The organism is Enterococcus sp. AZ020, assembly GCF_050499205.1.
Lineage (GTDB): Bacteria > Bacillota > Bacilli > Lactobacillales > Enterococcaceae > Enterococcus_L > Enterococcus_L dunnyi.
The window spans coordinates 748,746-767,774 of the sequence record NZ_JBIPAT010000001.1 but is presented as its reverse complement, the minus strand read 5'-3'; the positions used below and the strand labels follow the sequence as shown (position 1 = coordinate 767,774).

Annotated in this window: 16 protein-coding genes; 14 read left to right on the top strand and 2 right to left on the bottom strand. The window is 36.8% G+C overall.

Going from position 1 to position 19,029, the window contains the following annotated elements:
- The first annotated feature begins 32 nt into the window (after window positions 1-32).
- The 14 genes from IGI58_RS03635 to recN all read left to right on the top strand — a co-directional run bounded on the left by IGI58_RS03635 (window position 33) and on the right by recN (window position 17,711).
- Entirely contained in the window at window positions 33-1,097 is a 1,065-nt protein-coding gene (locus IGI58_RS03635; protein WP_429954435.1) for a M24 family metallopeptidase, read from the top strand.
- A gap of 153 nt (window positions 1,098-1,250) precedes the next feature.
- Window positions 1,251-1,676 (top strand): Asp23/Gls24 family envelope stress response protein, encoded by a 426-nt coding sequence (locus IGI58_RS03630; protein WP_087641013.1) that lies wholly within the window; start codon window positions 1,251-1,253, stop codon window positions 1,674-1,676.
- Window positions 1,669-2,115, top strand: a complete 447-nt coding sequence (gene nusB, locus IGI58_RS03625; RefSeq protein ID WP_087641014.1) for a transcription antitermination factor NusB — start codon at window positions 1,669-1,671, stop codon at window positions 2,113-2,115. Before IGI58_RS03630 ends, nusB begins: the two co-directional genes overlap by 8 nt.
- Before the next feature lie 271 nt (window positions 2,116-2,386).
- A complete protein-coding gene (locus tag IGI58_RS03620; RefSeq protein ID WP_429954436.1) occupies window positions 2,387-9,052 on the top strand; it encodes a hypothetical protein in 6,666 nt (2,221 codons plus the stop codon).
- A gap of 1 nt (window position 9,053) precedes the next feature.
- Window positions 9,054-9,551 (top strand): hypothetical protein, encoded by a 498-nt coding sequence (locus tag IGI58_RS03615; protein WP_429954437.1) that lies wholly within the window; start codon window positions 9,054-9,056, stop codon window positions 9,549-9,551.
- A gap of 284 nt (window positions 9,552-9,835) precedes the next feature.
- Window positions 9,836-10,237 (top strand): hypothetical protein, encoded by a 402-nt coding sequence (locus tag IGI58_RS03610; protein ID WP_429954438.1) that lies wholly within the window; start codon window positions 9,836-9,838, stop codon window positions 10,235-10,237.
- Window positions 10,238-10,415: 178 nt separating this feature from the next.
- The gene (locus IGI58_RS03605; protein WP_429954439.1) at window positions 10,416-10,910 is read left to right on the top strand and encodes a hypothetical protein; all 495 of its coding nucleotides are present in this window, start codon (window positions 10,416-10,418) and stop codon (window positions 10,908-10,910) included.
- A gap of 271 nt (window positions 10,911-11,181) precedes the next feature.
- Complete coding sequence (locus IGI58_RS03600) at window positions 11,182-12,027, top strand: bifunctional methylenetetrahydrofolate dehydrogenase/methenyltetrahydrofolate cyclohydrolase (RefSeq protein ID WP_429954440.1); 846 nt, start codon at window positions 11,182-11,184, stop codon at window positions 12,025-12,027.
- 9 nt (window positions 12,028-12,036) lie between these two features.
- Complete coding sequence (gene xseA, locus IGI58_RS03595; protein WP_429954441.1) at window positions 12,037-13,380, top strand: exodeoxyribonuclease VII large subunit; 1,344 nt, start codon at window positions 12,037-12,039, stop codon at window positions 13,378-13,380.
- A gap of 4 nt (window positions 13,381-13,384) precedes the next feature.
- Window positions 13,385-13,624, top strand: a complete 240-nt coding sequence (locus IGI58_RS03590; protein WP_087641017.1) for an exodeoxyribonuclease VII small subunit — start codon at window positions 13,385-13,387, stop codon at window positions 13,622-13,624.
- The gene (locus IGI58_RS03585; protein WP_429954442.1) at window positions 13,624-14,514 is read left to right on the top strand and encodes a polyprenyl synthetase family protein; all 891 of its coding nucleotides are present in this window, start codon (window positions 13,624-13,626) and stop codon (window positions 14,512-14,514) included. Before IGI58_RS03590 ends, IGI58_RS03585 begins: the two co-directional genes overlap by 1 nt.
- A 13-nt stretch (window positions 14,515-14,527) precedes the next feature.
- Complete coding sequence (locus IGI58_RS03580) at window positions 14,528-15,343, top strand: TlyA family RNA methyltransferase (protein WP_429954443.1); 816 nt, start codon at window positions 14,528-14,530, stop codon at window positions 15,341-15,343.
- Between the two features lie 209 nt (window positions 15,344-15,552).
- Entirely contained in the window at window positions 15,553-16,002 is a 450-nt protein-coding gene (locus tag IGI58_RS03575) for an arginine repressor (protein ID WP_429954444.1), read from the top strand.
- Window positions 16,003-16,019: 17 nt separating this feature from the next.
- Complete coding sequence (gene recN / locus IGI58_RS03570) at window positions 16,020-17,711, top strand: DNA repair protein RecN (RefSeq protein ID WP_429954445.1); 1,692 nt, start codon at window positions 16,020-16,022, stop codon at window positions 17,709-17,711.
- A gap of 133 nt (window positions 17,712-17,844) precedes the next feature.
- Here the strand turns inward: recN and IGI58_RS03565 are convergent, their stop codons facing one another.
- Window positions 17,845-17,958, bottom strand: coding sequence for a DUF4044 domain-containing protein (locus tag IGI58_RS03565; RefSeq protein ID WP_087641022.1), 114 nt, complete (start codon window positions 17,956-17,958; stop codon window positions 17,845-17,847).
- A 71-nt stretch (window positions 17,959-18,029) separates the two neighbouring features.
- Complete coding sequence (locus tag IGI58_RS03560; RefSeq protein WP_429954446.1) at window positions 18,030-18,986, bottom strand: magnesium transporter CorA family protein; 957 nt, start codon at window positions 18,984-18,986, stop codon at window positions 18,030-18,032.
- Window positions 18,987-19,029: the final 43 nt, after the last annotated feature.

The window sequence follows — 19,029 nt, the reverse complement described above, 5'->3', positions numbered from 1 at the left end:
AAGAGAACGTTATGAAGAAAGAAGGAAATGCAATGATGATCAGAGTAAATAAATTAAGAGCATTGATGAAGGGAAACAATCTAGACGCATTTTTAATCACCAGCTCGTATAATCTACGGTATTTAACAAACTTCACAGGAACTACAGGATTAGCAGTGATCACATTAGACAAAGCGTTTTTTGTCACGGATTTTCGTTATACAGAGCAAGCGGCAGCACAAGCACAAGGCTATGAAATCGTTCAAAATGCAGGACCGATCTTTGATGAGGTTGTTGCGATTGCCGAAAAAGAACAATTGAAAAATATCGCTTTTGAAGAGTTATTTGTCAGCTTTGCTGAATACAGTGTGCTGGAAGAAATCATACCGTGTGAATTAGTTCCAGTAGCTGGTTTGATCGAAGAACTGCGTGAAGTGAAGGATGAAGAAGAGATTGCGATCATTGAGAAAGCATGTAGCATTGCTGATCTTGGCTTTAAACATATTTTGACAGTCATCAAACCAGGGATGACAGAAATTGAGATCGCCAATCAATTGGATTTTTATATGCGTTCATTGGGTGCGACGGGTGTTTCGTTTGAAACGATCGTTGCCAGTGGTGTACGTTCGGCTATGCCACATGGTGTTGCCAGTGAAAAAATCATTGAAAAAGGTGATTTGATCACGTTAGATTTTGGCTGCTATTACCAAGGCTATGTTTCTGATATGACACGGACTTTTGCGATTGGGGAACCTGATAGCAAGCTGAAAGAGATTTATCAAATCGTTTTAGAAGCACAATTGAAAGTTCTAGAAGAAGCTAAACCGGGCTTGACTGGTATTCAGCTAGATGCGATCGCTCGTGACCATATCGCTTCTTATGGTTATGGAGAAGCTTTTGGTCATAGTACAGGACATGGAATTGGTTTAGAGATCCACGAAGGACCCAATGTTTCCTTTAGAGCAGAGAAACAATTCGTGGCAGGCAATGTGATCACAGATGAGCCTGGGATTTATTTACCAGGACTTGGCGGTGTCAGAATCGAAGATGATCTACTGATCACGAAAGATGGCAATCGTGTATTGACACATTCACCGAAAGAATTGATTATTTTATAATTTGTAGAACACGTTTTCCTGCCTCTTTTTTTGGTAGCGAAAACGATCATTTAATGATAAACTAGATGTGAATGTAAACTTAGATAGGTATATGGACGAAAGCTTGAAAACGTAGAGAAAGTTTCTCGAACATGACTATTGAGGAGGATAAAAATGACTGACGAAAAAAATCTAGTGATTAATACAAAAGATGCTTTAGGTGAAATCGTGATCGCACCAGAAGTGATCGAAGTCATTATTGGTATTGCAGCTTCTAAAGTTGATGGCGTATATGGCATGCGCGGAACATTTGCTAATAATGTAACAGAATTCCTTGGTCGTGCTGCTCACGGCAAAGGTGTTTATTTAAGAGCCGAAGAAGAAGGCTTGAAAGTCGATATTTATTGCTACTTGAATTACGGGATCTCTGTACCGAAAGTTGCTTTAGATATGCAGGATCGTGTGAAACAGCAAGTATTGTTTATGACTGATATCGATTTAGTTGAAGTAAATATCCATGTGGTGGCAGTCGTTCCTGAAAAGCTTCCTGAGCCGGATTTTGATGAATTATTCCCAGAGGAAGAGGGAGAAAATGAGTAAGCCGAGCTTTACTCGTCATGAGATTCGTGAAAAAGCACTGCAAGCTTTATTTCCTTTGGATTTTAATATCGATTTGACGAAACAAGATGCGATTTATTATGCTTTAGAATTAGATAACCGTGATATCATCAGCGAAGATGGGGAAGAATTTGTTCCGACCTATCTAGATCTATTAGTTGGTGGTGTCTGTGACCGTAAATCAGAATTAGATGAGGTCATCAAGAAACATTTAGGCACGAATTGGACGATCAATAGGATCGCCAAAATGGATTTGATCATTTTGCGCATGGCTATTTTTGAGATGATCTATGCCGGAGATGTACCTAATACAGTGGCGTTGAATGAAGCAATTGAGTTGACCAAAAAATTCAGTGATGACCGCTCAAGAAAATTTGTCAATGGTGTACTGTCAAATGTGATGAAGGATCTTGAAGAGTAAGGGTAGTTTCCTTCTATTCATATGTTCTAAAGCTAAAAAAGTAATTAAATAATATATAAATGGATTTTTGGACTAAGATTGAAATAATCTTAGTCTTTTTTTATTAAAAACATGAAATGATTTTTTAGTTATTTTATAAGTGCTCCAACGATCTGGATTGATTTGTTCATTATATAATTTGATGTTATTATAAGAACTAAATGCATTCTCTTTTGTTTGTTTTTAATTACAAAAGATGTGTTTTAATCAATTCAGTAGTGGAGGAGAATAAATGGAAAAAAGAGGATTTAAGGTTATTCTATTGTTAGTGGTAATGGTTGTGATAACTGGACAGCTTTCATCGGTTGTTCAGGCGGTCGAGGTTATCAATGAACAGCTAAAATTACAGACAGTAATGATTTCTAAGGGAGAAACGAGTGTAGGGAAACCGTCAAAGGAATGGCTATTATCAGAGCTTCAAGATGAAACCTTGATAGAAAAAGAATTGATGATTGCAGAGCCAGTGACATTATTCGTTCAAGGAGAAGAATCAAGGGAAGATGTTTTGTTTCCAGTTCTTTTTCGTAATCAAGTATTTCAGCTTGTTCGTTGGAATTCAGTTTCTAAAGAATATTCATTAGAGACAAGCAATACTGCGCAAGGGCTAAATTCTTTTATGAATATAGCCACAACAGAGGCTCCATTAGTATTATTTGAAAAAGCTGGAATTGTTTTTGTCCGTCACCGAACGAATGTCTATAGTTTATCAGATCCATATATAAAATTAGAGCAGCTTGAAGCGGTAAAAAATGAATATTTGAGTTTCCAATTTCCAACAACTGAAACAATCAATATTTTCCAATCTGATGAGGCAAATATGATGGGAAAAACAACTGAAACTGAATTTACAACAGAAGATCTGCAAGAATCAATGAGTGAAGCCGCTGAGCTTGAGATTAGCACTGAAAGTTCTACTAGTAGCCAGATTCTCGAGTCGAGTACTACGGAAAGTGGTAAAAAAGATGAGGTCATAGTAGAGTCAAAAGCAATAGAAAACCAAGAGCCGCAAAGTGGAAAAACTGATAGTTCAGAAAAAGAAACACTCCCTTCACGCAGCCAAAGAGCAATCATTAAAGATTATGAAGGGGACACGATCGAAGACGCGAAATTATTTGATATGGAATACTCAGGATCTATTGATTTTGCTGATGATACAGATTGGTTGAAAGTTGAAGTTCCAGAAACTGGAAAATATGAAATCAATATAAGCAGCACGATTGAGATAAACTTTAGTTTTTACGGCAGCTCGGGTGATACTACTATTGCTTGGGACACCAGTATAAAAAATCAAAAGATTGTAAAGGATCTAACTAAAGGTACCTATTACTTTAAACTAAAAGCTCCAAATTTCAAATTTATGGGAATCTACAATGTGAAACTAGTTCAATTAGAAAGCCAAGAAGGAGATAAAGAGGGGAACACTTATAGTGAAGCGACTCTGGTTGATTTAAACTATACTGGAGCGATTGACTATGACAGTGACAGGGATTGGTTGAAATTTGTCATCACTTCTTCAGGTACTTATGAACTTAAGGTAAATAGTGAGAGTCCTTTATATTATAATCTGTACGGGAGTTCAGGGGAACTTTCTTTGATCAATAAACAAGCTACAAAGGAATTTACGCAAAAATTAATATTAACTAAAGGGACCTATTATCATAGTCTTGGTCGATACTATCTAAATAATAAAGGAAAATATGAGATAAAAGTCACTCAGTTAGATAGTCATGAAGATGATAAAGAAGGTGATAAACTAGAAAAGGCAACATCTATAGGATTAACCTATGCTGGCGGCATTGATTATGAGCAAGATAAAGACTGGGTGAAATTTAATATTACATCATCAGGTACCTATGAAGTGAAGGTAATAAGTGAAATCCCGTTGTATTACAGACTATATGGAAGCTCGGGAACGAACGAAATAATATATCAGAATGGCACAAAAGAAGTTATCAAGAAAATGACTTTGAACAAAGGAACCTATTATCATTATTTGGGAGGCTATAATTCAAAAGATAAAGGAAAATATGAAATAAGTGTTACCCAATTAGATAAACACGATGATGACAAAGAGGCGAACTTTTTGGAACGAGCAACACTTGTAGATTTAAACTACACTGGTGCTATCGATTATGAGCAAGATAAGGATTGGTTGAAAGTTACTATCGTATCATCCGGTACCTACGAAGTGAAGGTAATAAGTGAAATTCCGCTTTATTATAGGCTGTATGGAAGTTCAGGAACGAACGAAATAATATATCAGAATGGCACAAAAGAAGTCATTAAGAAAATGACTTTGAACAAAGGGACCTATTATCATTATTTTGGAGGCTATAATTCAAAAGATAAAGGAAAATATGAAATAAGTGTCACCCAATTAGATAAACACGATGATGACAAAGAGGCGAACTTTTTGGAACGAGCAACACTTGTAGATTTAAACTACACTGGTGCTATCGATTATGAGCAAGATAAGGATTGGTTGAAAGTTACTATCGTATCATCCGGTACCTACGAAGTGAAGGTAACAAGTGAAATCCCGTTGTATTATAGGCTGTATGGAAGTTCAGGAACGAACGAAATAGTATATCAGAATGGCACAAAAGAAGTCATTAAGAAAATGACTTTGAACAAAGGGACCTATTATCATTATTTGCAAGGCTATAATTCAAAAGATAAGGGAAAATATGAAATAAATATTACCCAATTAGATAGACAAGATGATGACAAAGAAGCAAATCTCATAGAACGAGCAACACTTGTAGATTTAAACTACACAGGTGCCATCGATTATGAGCAAGATAAAGACTGGTTGAAATTTACTGTTGCATCATCAGGTACCTATGAAGTGAAGATTACAGGCGAAATACCTTTGTACTATAGTCTGTATGGAAGTTCAGGAACGAACGAAATAGTATATCAGAACGGTACAAAAGAAATCATCAAAAAAACGACCTTGAACAAAGGGACGTATTATCATTATTTGCGAGGATATAATTCAAAAGATAAGGGAAAATATGAAATAAATATTACCCAATTAGATAGACAAGATGATGACAAAGAAGCAAATCTCATAGAACGAGCAACACCTATAGGATTAAACTACACAGGTGCCATCGATTATGAGCAAGATAAGGATTGGCTGAAATTTACCATTGCATCATCAGGTACCTATGAAGTGAAGATAATAGGTGAAATACCTTTGTATTATAGTCTGTATGGAAGTTCAGGAACGAACGAAATAGTATATCAGAACGGTACAAAAGAAGTCATCAAAAAAACGACCTTGAACAAAGGGACGTATTACCATTATTTGCGAGGATATAATTCAGCAGATAAAGGAAACTATGCAGTGTCTATTAAACAAATAGATTCACAAGAAGACGATTTGTTTCAATTGAAATTAAATGCTGCTACTCAAATTGAACCAAATCAAACGAAATCGATAATAGGTGAACAAGACACACCACTTTATTGGAAGATACTAATAAAGAATGCTGGAGAATATACATTTACTGGTTCTCAAGGGGCGTATTTGACGATTTATGATGATTCAGGAAAACGAGTTTTATCGAGTAGTAGTCTTGGCGTGGGGAAACTAAAATGTATGCCAGGGACGTATTTTGTTTCCACACATTATGTTAGATATCTAGAAGCACCACCAATTTATTCATTAAGCGTAGAAACGCTGATAGACTACACTAAAGATGATGTAGGGAATACACCAGATACAGCGAAACAAATCGAGATAAAAACACCATTTAAAGGAAAAATCAATTACACAGATGATATCGATTATTTAAAATTCACGATCACAAATTTAGGCGAATACGAGATCAGTACGGAAAGCCGGACAACGAAAATGTACAGCTATCTGTATGATGACTCGGGTGTCAGAAATCTAGTAAATGGCACTTATGATAAAATCAAGCGCAAGCTCTATCCAGGCACCTATTATTTAGCAGTGAAAAACACCGATTCTAGCACAAAAGAAGCGGATTATACGATTGCAGTAACAACAATCAAAGACTACACTAAGGATGATGTAGGGAATACGCCGGATACAGCGAAACAAATCGAGATAAAAACGCCATTTAAAGGAAAGATCGATTACACAGATGATATCGATTATGTCAAATTCACGGTCACAAATTTAGGCGAATACGAGATCAGTACGGAAAGCCGGACAACGAAAATGTACAGCTATCTGTATGATGACTCTGGTGTCAGAAATCTAGTAAATGGCACTTATGATAAAATCAAGCGCAAGCTCTATCCAGGCGCCTATTATTTAGCAGTGAAAAACACCGATTCTGGCACAAAGGAAGCGGATTATACGATTGAAATAAAAACGCTCAAAGATTATACCAAAGATGATGTAGGGAATACACCAGATACAGCGAAACAAATCGAGATAAAAACACCATTTAAAGGAAAAATCAATTACACAGATGATATCGATTATTTAAAATTCACGATCACAAATTTAGGCGAATACGAGATCAGTACGGAAAGCCGGACAACGAAAATGTACAGCTATCTGTATGATGACTCGGGTGTCAGAAATCTAGTAAATGGCACTTATGATAAAATCAAGCGCAAGCTCTATCCAGGCACCTACTATTTAGCAGTGAAAAACACCGATTCTGGCACAAAAGAAGCGGATTATACGGTTGAAATAAAAACGCTCAAAGATTATACCAAAGATGATATAGGAAATACGCCAGATACAGCGAAACAAATCGAGATAAAAACGCCATTTAAAGGAAAAATCAATTACACAGATGATATCGATTATCTCAAATTCACGGTTACGAATTTAGGCGAATACGAGATCAGTACGGAAAGCCGGACAACGAAAATGTACAGCTATCTGTATGATGACTCGGGTGTCAGAAATCTAGTAAATGGCACTTATGGTAAAATCAAATGCAAACTCTATCCAGGCACCTATTATTTAGCAGTGAAAAACACCGATTCTGCCATAAAAGAAGCGGATTATGAAATTCAAATAAAAATACTCAATGATTATACAAAAGATGATGCCGGTAATGGACCAAAAGAAGCTAGACTGATAAAAATAAATACGCCGTTTAAAGGAAAGATAGATTATGAAAATGACATCGATTATTTAAAATTCACGATCACTAATTTAGGTGAATACGAAATCAGTGTTAAAAGTGAAACGACAAGTATGTATAACTATCTTTATGATGACTCAGGTGTCCGCAGTATAGTGAGTGGAACTTCAAATAAAATCAAGCGGAAATTTTATCCAGGCACCTACTATTTAGCGGTAAAAAACACCGATTCTGCTGTAAAACAAGCAGAGTACACAGTTGATATAACTACTACTATAGACTATACAAAAGATGAGGCTGGAGATACGCCAAAAACGGCCGCTGCTCTTGTTTTGAATAAGGATTTTTCAGGACAGTTTGACTATATTGGTGATATTGATTTTTATAAATTGACTATTTCTAAAGCTGGAACGTATTATCTATCTGGTGATAGTAAAATTACCAGTTTACAAGCGACCTTGTATGATGATTCTGGTATTCGCAAGATCAGTGATCAATCGAATAGTCATTTTGTATTTAAACGCAAACTAATTCCAGGCACCTATTATCTTAAATTAAGAACACTGGCAGACGAGAAAGGAAAATATATACTTAGATCAGGTGTTGACGATGTAGGTGATAATTTTGATACAGCCAAAAGTATAAAATTGAATCAATTATACAATCAAAGACTTGACCATCCTGGAGATGTTGATTTTTATAAACTAGATTTGAAAAAAGATGAGTTAGCCACCTATTGTGAGATGAATTTTTCAAGTGAAACCAATATAAAGTACACACTTTATGATGGAAATAAGAAAGAATATGTTAGTAGTGATGGAGCGGAGAAGTTATCAAAATTACTTGTTCCAGATATCTATTATCTGAAAATCGAAGGGAAAACGATTCAGGACTTTGGAAACTATGCCTATCAAACACGAATCGGTGATTTGTCAAGCGATGATATTGACATTGTTCCGTATAGATTGACTGGAGCATATACGATGTATTATGTGTATGTAAAAGACGAATTAGATCAAAAACTGACGAATATCTATACAACGCTTATTCAAAGAAAAAATTGGGAAGATATAAAGTCAAACTTATCAAAAACAATTGATGGACTAGGCAATTTATTAAATCAAGTCGTTCAACTAGCAGGACCTACGATTGGAACGGGAACAGCAGCGGTCGGAGTCATGACGATCCAAGGGAGTTATAGTGGTCTAGTACTAGCAGAGGTAGGCGTTGTAGCAGGAGCAACAGCTGTAAGTGGTGGAACGGTCTTATTAGTGATTGGAGCGACTGGTTTAGTTGGACTGATGATCGCTAATTCTTCAGGTGAAATTGAAAAGCCGCAAATTAGACAAGACTATAGTAATTGGCAGGATAAAGGAATCAAACCGTCGAAAGAAAAAGGAGGAAAGCCTAGAGGGGAATATGAAGAAGGTTCAGGAGAAGGAATAAAGAGGCAGAATGACACTGCAAATCATCTGGCTGATGAAGGATATGATCTTGAAATGCTAGAATATAATCCAGAAGGAAATGGACATGGAATAAAACCAGAAAGCAGTCCAGACTTTAAAATTGAAGGGAAAGTGTTTGACTGTTACGCACCGACGACGAATAATACAAAAAATTTAGTCAATGAGATTGTGGGGAAAACCAAAGGACAAGCAGATAAAATTGTCTTGAATTTAGACGGCTATTCGACAAACAAAGTCAATGAGATTTTAGGAATGATTCAGCGAAAAGCCAACCCAAATGGAGATTTAAAACGCTTAACTGAGATATTAGTGACAAAGGATAAAAAAATAATTTGGAAATGGACGTGGTGAGATGAATTGTAGACTATATTTATATACAACAATACAATCCAGAGAAACTTGGTTGAAAGTGTACGAAATATTGTGTACAGTGTACAACGAAAATAACTTAACAAGGCCATCCATGGGTGAAAAATCATTGAATATTGGAGCTTTTTATTTTAACTTTTTTTTCATGGGTCCGAACGAACTAGTGGATGAAGAATACTATCAGTTTTTGGAAGAAGAAGAAAAAGTAAAAACCAATTATAATATTTATATTACCTTTTTTAATCGTAAGATTGAAAAAGGGATGCCAATTTTCTTTCAAGTCATCGGAGAATTATTAAAAGAATTTGAAGGAGATATGATTTTATTGGAAAATGGTGAATTCCCCGTTTTTGAACGGTTAAATGGTGAAGTATTTATCAGTGGTCATTACAAAGAATACCAAAAAGAGTTGTATTCAGCAGAAACATTAAGCTATTTAGGTGTTTCGTACACAGAAAAAGAAGAGTTGGATTTGCTTTAAAGAAGGCATAAAGTAGTAAAACTTAAGGTTCATCAGCTTAACTCTATCTGAGTTGATGAACCGAATACATAAAGATGAAATTCTAGGGATGATTCAGCGAAAAGCAAATCCAAATGGAGACTTAAAACGATTAACTGAGATATTGGTGACAAAAGATAAACAAATAATCTGGAAATGGACGTGGTGAAATGGAATATAGTTTCTATCTATATACAACTATGCAACCTAGGATAACTTGGTTAAAAATTTATGAAGTACTATATTTAGTATATAAAAGGAATAAATTGAAAGAACCGAATATGGATGAAGAATCATTAAATATAGGAACCTATTATTTTTCGTTACTTTGTCAAGATCCAAATGAAAAAGTAGATGAAGAATATTATCAGTTTTTGGAAGAAGAGGAAGATATAAAAGTCAATTATAATGTCTATGTTCAATTCATAAATAGAAAAATAGAACATGGAATGCCAATTTTCTTCGAAGTAATTGGAGAACTGTTAAAGGAATTTGAAGGAGATATGATTTTATTAGAAAATTTTGAATTTCCAGTTTTTGAACGGTTAAATGGTGAAATATTTATCAGTGGTCATTATAAAGAATACCAAAAAGAACTCTATTCAGCAGAAACATTAAGCTATTTGGGCGTTCCCTATACAGAAAAAGAAGACTTAGATTTACTTTAACATACTAAAACAAAAGGTTTATCAGCTTAGATAAAGCCAAGCTGATGAACCAAGTACATATAAGTGAAATTTTAAAAATAATTCAACGAAAAGTGAATTCAAATGGAGATTTAGAACGTTTAACTGAAATACTAGTGATAAAGGATAAACAAATAATATGGAAATGGACGTGGTAAGTATGGAATCAAACTTATATCTATATACAACATTATTACCTAAAAAAACATGGCAAAAAATCTATAATGTTCTATGTTTTATTTTTGAAAAGAATAAATTGGGACTACCGAGTATGAATGAAGAAACATTGGAAATTTGTACGGAATACTTCATATTTTTTTGCATGTATCCAAACGAACGATTTAACGAAGAATATTATCAATTTTTAAAAGAAGAGGAAGGCGTGAAAATTAATTACAATAGCTATATTCAATATATGGGTGGAGCTAAAGCGGGAATGCCGATCTTCTTCCAAGTAATCGGAGAATTATTAAAAGAATTCGAAGGTGATATGATCTTACTGGAGAATGGTGAGTTTCCAGTCTTTGAACGATTAAAAGGTGAAGCATTTATAAGCCCGCACTATGATAAATATCAAAAAAAATTATACAAAAAAGAAGTATTGGATCAAATGGGCGTGCCCTATACGGAAAAAGAAGAATTGGATTTACTTTAAAATAATATAGAGTGCTAAAACAGAAGGAGAGTGGGACAAAACTAAAAAACAGTTTTGTTTCGCTCTCTAAATTCGAATAAACGGTGAGAAAAAAGCAACACCTTCTTATTTCTCAGAGCTAGACATTTTTGTCTCAGCCTCAAAATACATAGAAAATAAAGTATCATCCTATCAAAGGGTCCTACCCAATATTAGAACAACTATACAGTGTAAAGAGTCTCCAATCTGTGCTAAAATGAAACAATACAGACAAAAAAAGAGGAGTGATCTCATGGGAGAGTTAATCAACGGTCGTGAATTAGCGGACAAGATGCAGGCGCAAATCAAAGAAGAAGTGACAGAACTTGAAAAAAAAGGGATTAAACCAGGTTTAGTCGTGTTGTTGGTCGGTGAAAATCCAGCGAGTCAAACGTATGTGAAGAACAAAGATTTAGCAGCAGCGAAAATCGGGATTCGTTCAAAGATCGAACGTTTGCCAGAGACGATTTCAGAAACTGAGTTACTTGATGTGATCGAACGCTACAATCAAGATCCCGAATTTCATGGTATTTTAGTTCAGTTACCGCTACCGAAACATATCGATGAAGAAAAAGTCTTACTTGCTGTTGATCCAAACAAAGATGTTGATGGCTTTCATCCTATGAACATGGGACACTTATTTATCGGTGAGCCGACAATGATTCCATGTACGCCATACGGCATCATGAAAATGTTTGAAGCCTATAACATCGATCTTGAAGGTAAGCGAGCTGTGGTGATCGGACGGAGTAATATCGTTGGTAAACCGATGGCCCAATTGATGATGATGAAAAATGCGACAGTGACGATCGCTCATTCTAGAACAGTAGATTTACCAGCTGTTGCTAGAGAAGCGGATATTCTTGTTGTTGCGATCGGCCGCGGCCATTTCGTGACAAAAGAGTTCGTGAAGCCTGGTGCAGTCGTCATTGATGTGGGTATGAACCGCGATGAAAACGGGAAGCTGATCGGTGATGTGAAATTTGATGAAGTCTCAGAGATCGCCAGCTATATCACGCCTGTACCAAAAGGTGTTGGCCCAATGACGATCACGATGCTGATGTATCAAACAGTCGAGGCCGCTAAAAAACAAAAGTAAGGTGAGAAGATGGAACAGCAATATTTAACAGTCACAGCTTTAACCAAATATTTAAAACGCAAATTCGATGCTGATCCATACTTGGAACGTGTATATTTAACAGGAGAAATTTCTAACTTTCGCTTACGGCCAAATGCCCATCAATATTTTAGCTTAAAAGATGATGGTGCAAAAATTTCTGCAATTATGTTTAAATCAGCCTTTCAGAAACTGAAGTTTCAGCCTAAAGAAGGAATGAAAGTCCTAGTTGTTGGCCGTATATCTTTATATGAAAATGGCGGCTCTTATCAAATTTATGTTGAACATATGGAGCCGGATGGCGTTGGTGCGCTGTATCAGGCACTTGCTGAATTACGTGAAAAACTAGGAAAAGAAGGCTTGTTTGAAGGGCCTAAAAAAATGCTGCCTCGCTATCCTAAACGAATTGCTGTGATCACTAGTCCTAGCGGAGCAGTCATTCGAGACATTATTACAACGGTGAAAAGAAGATATCCGATTGCTCAGCTGGTTCTGTTTCCAACCTTAGTTCAAGGGGATCAAGCAGCAGACGATATTGTTCGTAACATTCAAAAAGTGGAAGAATCGGGCACTTTTGATACAATGATCATTGGTCGTGGTGGTGGTTCGATTGAGGATCTATGGCCGTTTAATGAAGAACGTGTGGCTAGAGCAATTTATGAGGCAAAAACACCGATCATTTCTTCCGTCGGGCATGAAACAGATGTAACGATCGCTGATATGGTTGCGGATGTTCGTGCTGCTACACCGACTGCTGCAGCAGAATTAGCGGTTCCCGTTTTAAATGAAGAATTGTTGAAAATCAAAGACCGCCAAACACGTTTGGAACAAAGCTTCTTATATCAATTGAAACAAAAAACAGACCGATATCAACGCTTGAAAAATTCTTACGTATTTAAACAACCTGACCGGTTATATGAAGGACAAACGATCAAGCTGGATCGAGTTACGCAGCGATTGATCCAATCGATGGAAACTGTGTATCATCAAAAACAACGGACAGCACAAGAAATCATTGGGCAATTCAGACAGCAAAGCCCTCAAAGCCAGATCAGAGAAGGTCAGCAGCGGTTAAAATTTTTAGACGAATCCCTGCATAATCGTATGGAACAATACATGAAAGATAAACAAAAGCAGTTCAGCTCTGCAATTCAACAGCTAGACCTGCTTAGTCCATTAAAAATCATGGGACGCGGCTATAGTTATACAACAAAAGAGCAGCAAGTGGTCAAATCAGTCACTGAACTAAAACCAAAAGAAAAAATCCAGATCCATTATGTCGATGGTATCGTAGAGACCATGATAGAAAAAGTTTTACCAGCGGAAGAGGAGTAGTAGTATGGCAAAAGAAAAAGCAATCGAAAAAACATTTGAAGAATCATTGACTGAACTAGAAGAGATCGTTCAGCGTTTAGAACGCGGTGATGTTCCTTTAGAAGAAGCTTTAGCGGCTTTTCAAGAAGGGATGGCATTGAGCAAACAGTGTCAGGATACCTTGCAAAAGGCTGAAAAGACCTTAACAAAAGTGATGACAGAAAATAATGAAGAAGTTCCATTCGAAGAAAGCGGGGAAGCTTGATGGAAGATTTCACCAGTTTCCGCAAGCAAAGTTTACCGCTTATCGAAAAGGAAATGGAAGATTTTATCAATCAGTACACAGCAAACGAACAATTGAAAGAAGCGATGCTATATTCGATTCGTGCTGGAGGGAAACGGTTTCGTCCACTTTTAGTTTTAGCTGTACTTCATTCATTCGATCGTCACCCACAAACACACGATTATCAAATTGCTGCGGCCTTGGAAATGATCCATACGTATTCGTTGATTCATGATGATTTGCCTGCAATGGATGATGATGATCTACGTCGTGGAAAGCCGACGAATCATAAAGTATTTGGCGAAGCTCATGCTATTTTGGCTGGGGATGGCTTATTGACAGCCGCATTTCAACTGGCGGCACTTAGTCGAATTCAGTCAGATCAAAAGGTACTTTTGATCCAGCTTTTGAGTAAGGCTGCCGGAACACAAGGAATGGTTGCTGGTCAGGCTGGGGATCTTCAAGGAGAAAAACGTTCTTTGACTTTGGCTGAACTAGCGAATGTTCACGAAAAGAAAACAGGAGCGTTGATCGAATTTGCTCTTTTAGCCGGCGGGATTCTAGCTGAACAACCAGAAGAAGTCGTTGACTTATTAGGCATTTTTGCAAAGCATTTAGGGTTAGCGTTTCAGATCAAAGATGATCTACTTGATGCGACAAGCTCAGAAGCTGAGTTAGGCAAGCAAGTTGGACGTGATGAAGCCTTAAATAAAAGCACTTACCCAAGTCTGCTTGGGTTGGAAGGCGCAAAAGCTGCACTAGCAGAACAGCTAACATTAGGAACGAAAACTTTAGGATCTGTCAAAGAAATCAGCAGTGAATTTCAACCAGCATTCTTACAAGAATTTTTAAATCAACTGCATTTATCATAGAAAGAAGGCACTTATGAAAAAAGAGCGCGTAGATAGTTTAGCGTTTAATCAAGGATTATTTGAAACAAGAGAAAAAGCCAAACGTGCGGTGATGGCTGGTTTAGTTTATAACGATAAAAATGAACGACTGGATAAACCTGGCGAAAAAATTTCAGCGGAAACTCCGCTTCAAGTCAAAGGCCAAACGTTACCTTATGTTTCACGTGGTGGGCTAAAATTAGAAAAAGCATTGAACGTTTTCGGTATAGATGTAAAGGAGCAGACTATGCTGGATATCGGTGCATCGACAGGCGGCTTTACCGATGTTGCTTTACAAAATGGTGCTCGCTTAAGTTATGCTTTAGATGTAGGATATAATCAGCTTGCTTGGAAGATTCGACAGGATGAAAGAGTCGTTGTAATGGAACGGACAAATTTTCGTTACAGTACACCAGAAGATTTTCATGAAGGGGTACCAGATATCGCGACGATCGATGTTTCATTTATTTCTCTTAAACTGATTCTACCGCCGCTACATGCGATCCTAAAGTCTGGCGGTCAAGTAGTTGCGTTGATCAAACCACAGTTTGAGGCAGGGAAAGAGCTTGTTGGTAAAAAAGGAATCGTACGGGAACCAGAGACGCACAAACTTGTTCTCAATGATATTCTGACCTTCGCTCAAAAACATGGGTATACGATCAGCGGATTAGATTATTCACCAATTACAGGCGGTGAGGGTAATATTGAATTTTTAGCCTATTTGACTTCTGTTGAAGGAGAAGGTATCGTTGATAGCTCAGTCGATATAGGTGAAACAGTTGCTGCAGCTCATCATGAATTAAAAAAATAATGGGAAATATCGTTTTATGATCGATTACGGTTTAACTTAAATAGTTAAGCCGTAATTTTTATTATACGAGCTAGTTTATTTTTCCGAATAGTATGAAGAGTGTATAAAACAGTTGTCTTTCCTAATAGGAAGGTAGCTTTTAGACTTTCAAAATGCCTGAAAATACGCTATGATAAAATGGAAATGGATTTATAAAGGAGCCAATTATTATGAGGAAAAAAGATCGGCATCGTCTGATTACTCGTTTATTAGCAGATAAAAATATTCAAAAGCAAGAAGACTTTGTAGCCTATCTACAAGAAAAAGGGGTCGAAGTCACTCAGGCAACGATTTCTCGTGATATTAAAGAAATGAAGCTGATCAAAGTACCTTCCACAGAAGGTGGATATCGTTACAGTGTTCCTGTTCAAACGCACGAAGATACTGCTGTAAAATTAGAAAAACTATTGAAAGATGCGTTTATTTCTGTCGATCAGATGGATAAGCAAGTTATTTTGCGTACTATACCAGGGAATGCTGCGGCAGTGTCAAATTTGATTGAAAAGCAGTACAAAGAAATCGTTTTTGCTGCCATCAATGATGATGATAGCATTTTGATCATTGCGCGGACTGAAAAAAATGCCGAGTATTTAAAAGCTGAATTTTTCCAATACATTTAAACGTGAGGTGAACGAACATGCTACAGGAGCTTTCTGTACAGAATTTTGCGATCATTTCTTCTTTACAACTGGAATTTCAAATGGGGATGACCGTTTTAACAGGTGAAACAGGTGCCGGTAAGTCGATTATTATTGATGCAATGGGCTTATTGACTGGTGGTCGCGGATCAAGTGACTACATTCGGCAAGGGGCATCGAAATGTGTGCTGGAAGGTCTCTTTACAATGCCGAAAAACCAAGAGCTTATCAATTTACTAGAAGAATTAGGCATTGAAACAGATGAAGATTCGCTGGTGATCCAACGTGATATTTCGACTTCTGGAAAAAATGTCTGTCGTGTCAATGGACGTATCGTCAATATAGCTAATTTACGCAAAGTGGGTGAGTTTTTAGTAGATATCCATGGGCAAAATGAGCATCAGGAATTGATGCAAAGTGAGAAGCATTTAGGGATGCTGGATGATTTCGGTGATAAAGAATTATTGAAAATGAAAGAGCAGTATGAGGAAATTTATTCTGAGTATCGTATGATCGAAAAGAAAGTACGAAGCCGTCAGAAAAATGAAAAAGAATTTGCTCAACGCATGGATATGCTGCAGTTTCAAAGTGATGAGATCGAAGCCGCTCAATTTGTAGCAGGCGAAGAAGAGCAACTGATGGAAGAACGAAACAAGCTTGGGAATTTTCAAAAAATTGCAGATGCTTTAGCAGCTAGTCATGAAGCAATCAATGGTGAAGGGGACAGCAGTCTAGATAAAATTGGGTATGCGATGAATGAACTTTCTTCTATTGAGAACCTTGATTCTGAATACAAAGCACTCTCAGAAACAGTTCAAAATAGTTATTACCTATTGCAGGAAGCTAGTGGTGATTTGGCACGACATATTGATAGCTTAGAGCTAGATGAAAATCGGTTGAATGAAGTAGAGACTCGCCTTGAATTGATTCGTCAAATGAAAAGGAAATATGGAGAATCGATTGAATCGATCCTTGACTATTACCATGAGATCACTCGCGAGCTGGCAGATGCAGATTTTCTTGAAGGACGGACAGGTGAATTAGAAAGTCTGTTAGTTGAAAAAAAGGCTCAAGTGATCGAAAATGGCTTGAAGCTTCGTGAGATAAGAAAAAAAGTTGCGAAGAAACTAGAAAAAAATATCTTAAAAGAATTAAAAGAATTATATATGGAGCGGACAGAATTTGATATTCGTTTTTCCGAGGTCCCAGATGAGCAGTTTACAGAAGAAGGACTGGATCAAGTTGAATTTTATATTACGACAAATCCAGGTGAACCGCTAAAACCATTGGTCAGAGTTGCTTCTGGAGGTGAGCTATCTCGTGTGATGCTTGCTTTAAAAACGATTTTTTCAAAATCACAAGGAATCACAAGCATTGTTTTTGATGAAGTCGATACGGGAGTTAGTGGACGTGTAGCTCAAGCGATCGCAGATAAAATCCATCAAATCTCTGAAGATTCTCAAGTTTTGTGTATCACGCATTTACCTCAGGTTGCCGCAGTTGCTGATTATCAATACTTTATCGAAAAAGAAATCATTGGCGAGCGTACAGAGACGAAGGTTCGTCGTTTAGAGCCAAAAGAGCGTGTGAACGAAATAGCGCGCATGCTTTCAGGTAGTGAAATCACGAAGCTTACTATGGAACATGCGAAAGAACTACTGAACATGGCTGAAAAAGAACGGAACAATTAGAACTGAGAAAGTAAAAACGCTTTGCTTGTCTTTTTTTCATAGACAAGCAAAGCGTTTTTTTATCAAAATCAAAAAAGGGAGACAAGCACGAATGGTTCTAGTCACTTGTCTCCGTAATTGTTTATATTGTCGATTATCCTAAGCTCATGATAGCCGTCAAAATAGTTGATCCGGCAATGGCAATCAGCATCAACCAAACAACGATTTTAGTGACTTTAGAAAAGGTACTGGTTTTTTTATTGTTCACTGATTATACACATCCTTATACTTTGCTTTCTATAGTGTACAACCTTTTTATAAAATCAGCAACAAGAAATTTTACAAAAGGTTCCGTTTCTTTAGCCTGTAAATGACAAAAATACAAGTAGCGGTAGTTGCAACAGTAATCCAGAAAAAAGCATCCTCCCGATTGGCGAAGGGCAATTTAACGTTCATCCCAAATACACCGCCAATGATCGTCGGGATCGTCAAGACGATCGTAAGAGAAGTAAGTATTTTCATCACATTATTCAGGTTGTTTGAAACGATCGCTGAAAATGTATCGCTGATTTTATCAACAAGTTTCAACTGGATTTTCGTCGTTGTAGCTGCTTGTTTTGTTTCTACAAGAATATCATGAAGATGAGGCAGATGTGCTCTGGGATCACTGAAAATTCTAGCTGTATAGAGTTTATTCAGTACTTCCAAATTAGAATCGATCGCAGATTCAAAATAAACTAGGCTTTTTTGTATATCCATGATTTGATAAAGCTGGCTATTCTCAGTAGAAACCTTCAATTCTCCTTCTAATTTGTTTGTCTCTTGGATCAAATCTTTTAAACAACGATTATAATAGGTTGAAATATGCCAGGATAAATACAAAATCAGTGATTCTTGAATCGGCAATGTACTATCAGGTAGAGCTGTAGATAGTGCTTTTTGAAGAAAATCAGCTGATTTATTGATAACAGTGATCACTTTTCCGCTCGTTGTCAAAATCACAGCAAAAGGAAATGTGTCCAGCTGTGTATAGCCGCTGGGACTGATCGTTGCATGTGGATATTGGAGCAGCATAAGCGCAGGTTCTTCTAATTTGTTTTGATGAAGACCTTCAAAACGAGAATTTTCATCATCATCCAGCACTCCTGTGATATAATCTTTAGGAAGCTCGTAGGTCGTTGTTAAATAATTGACTTCCTCTTCGGTCGGTTGTTCAACGGCTAACCAAATGGTGTCTTCCGTGTCCGTATGTGATGGGGTAAAATGTCCATCTTTCAAAGTTAAATAGTTGATCAAAAGCTCACCTCATTCTTTCAAGAGTTCGTTAGCTCCATTATAA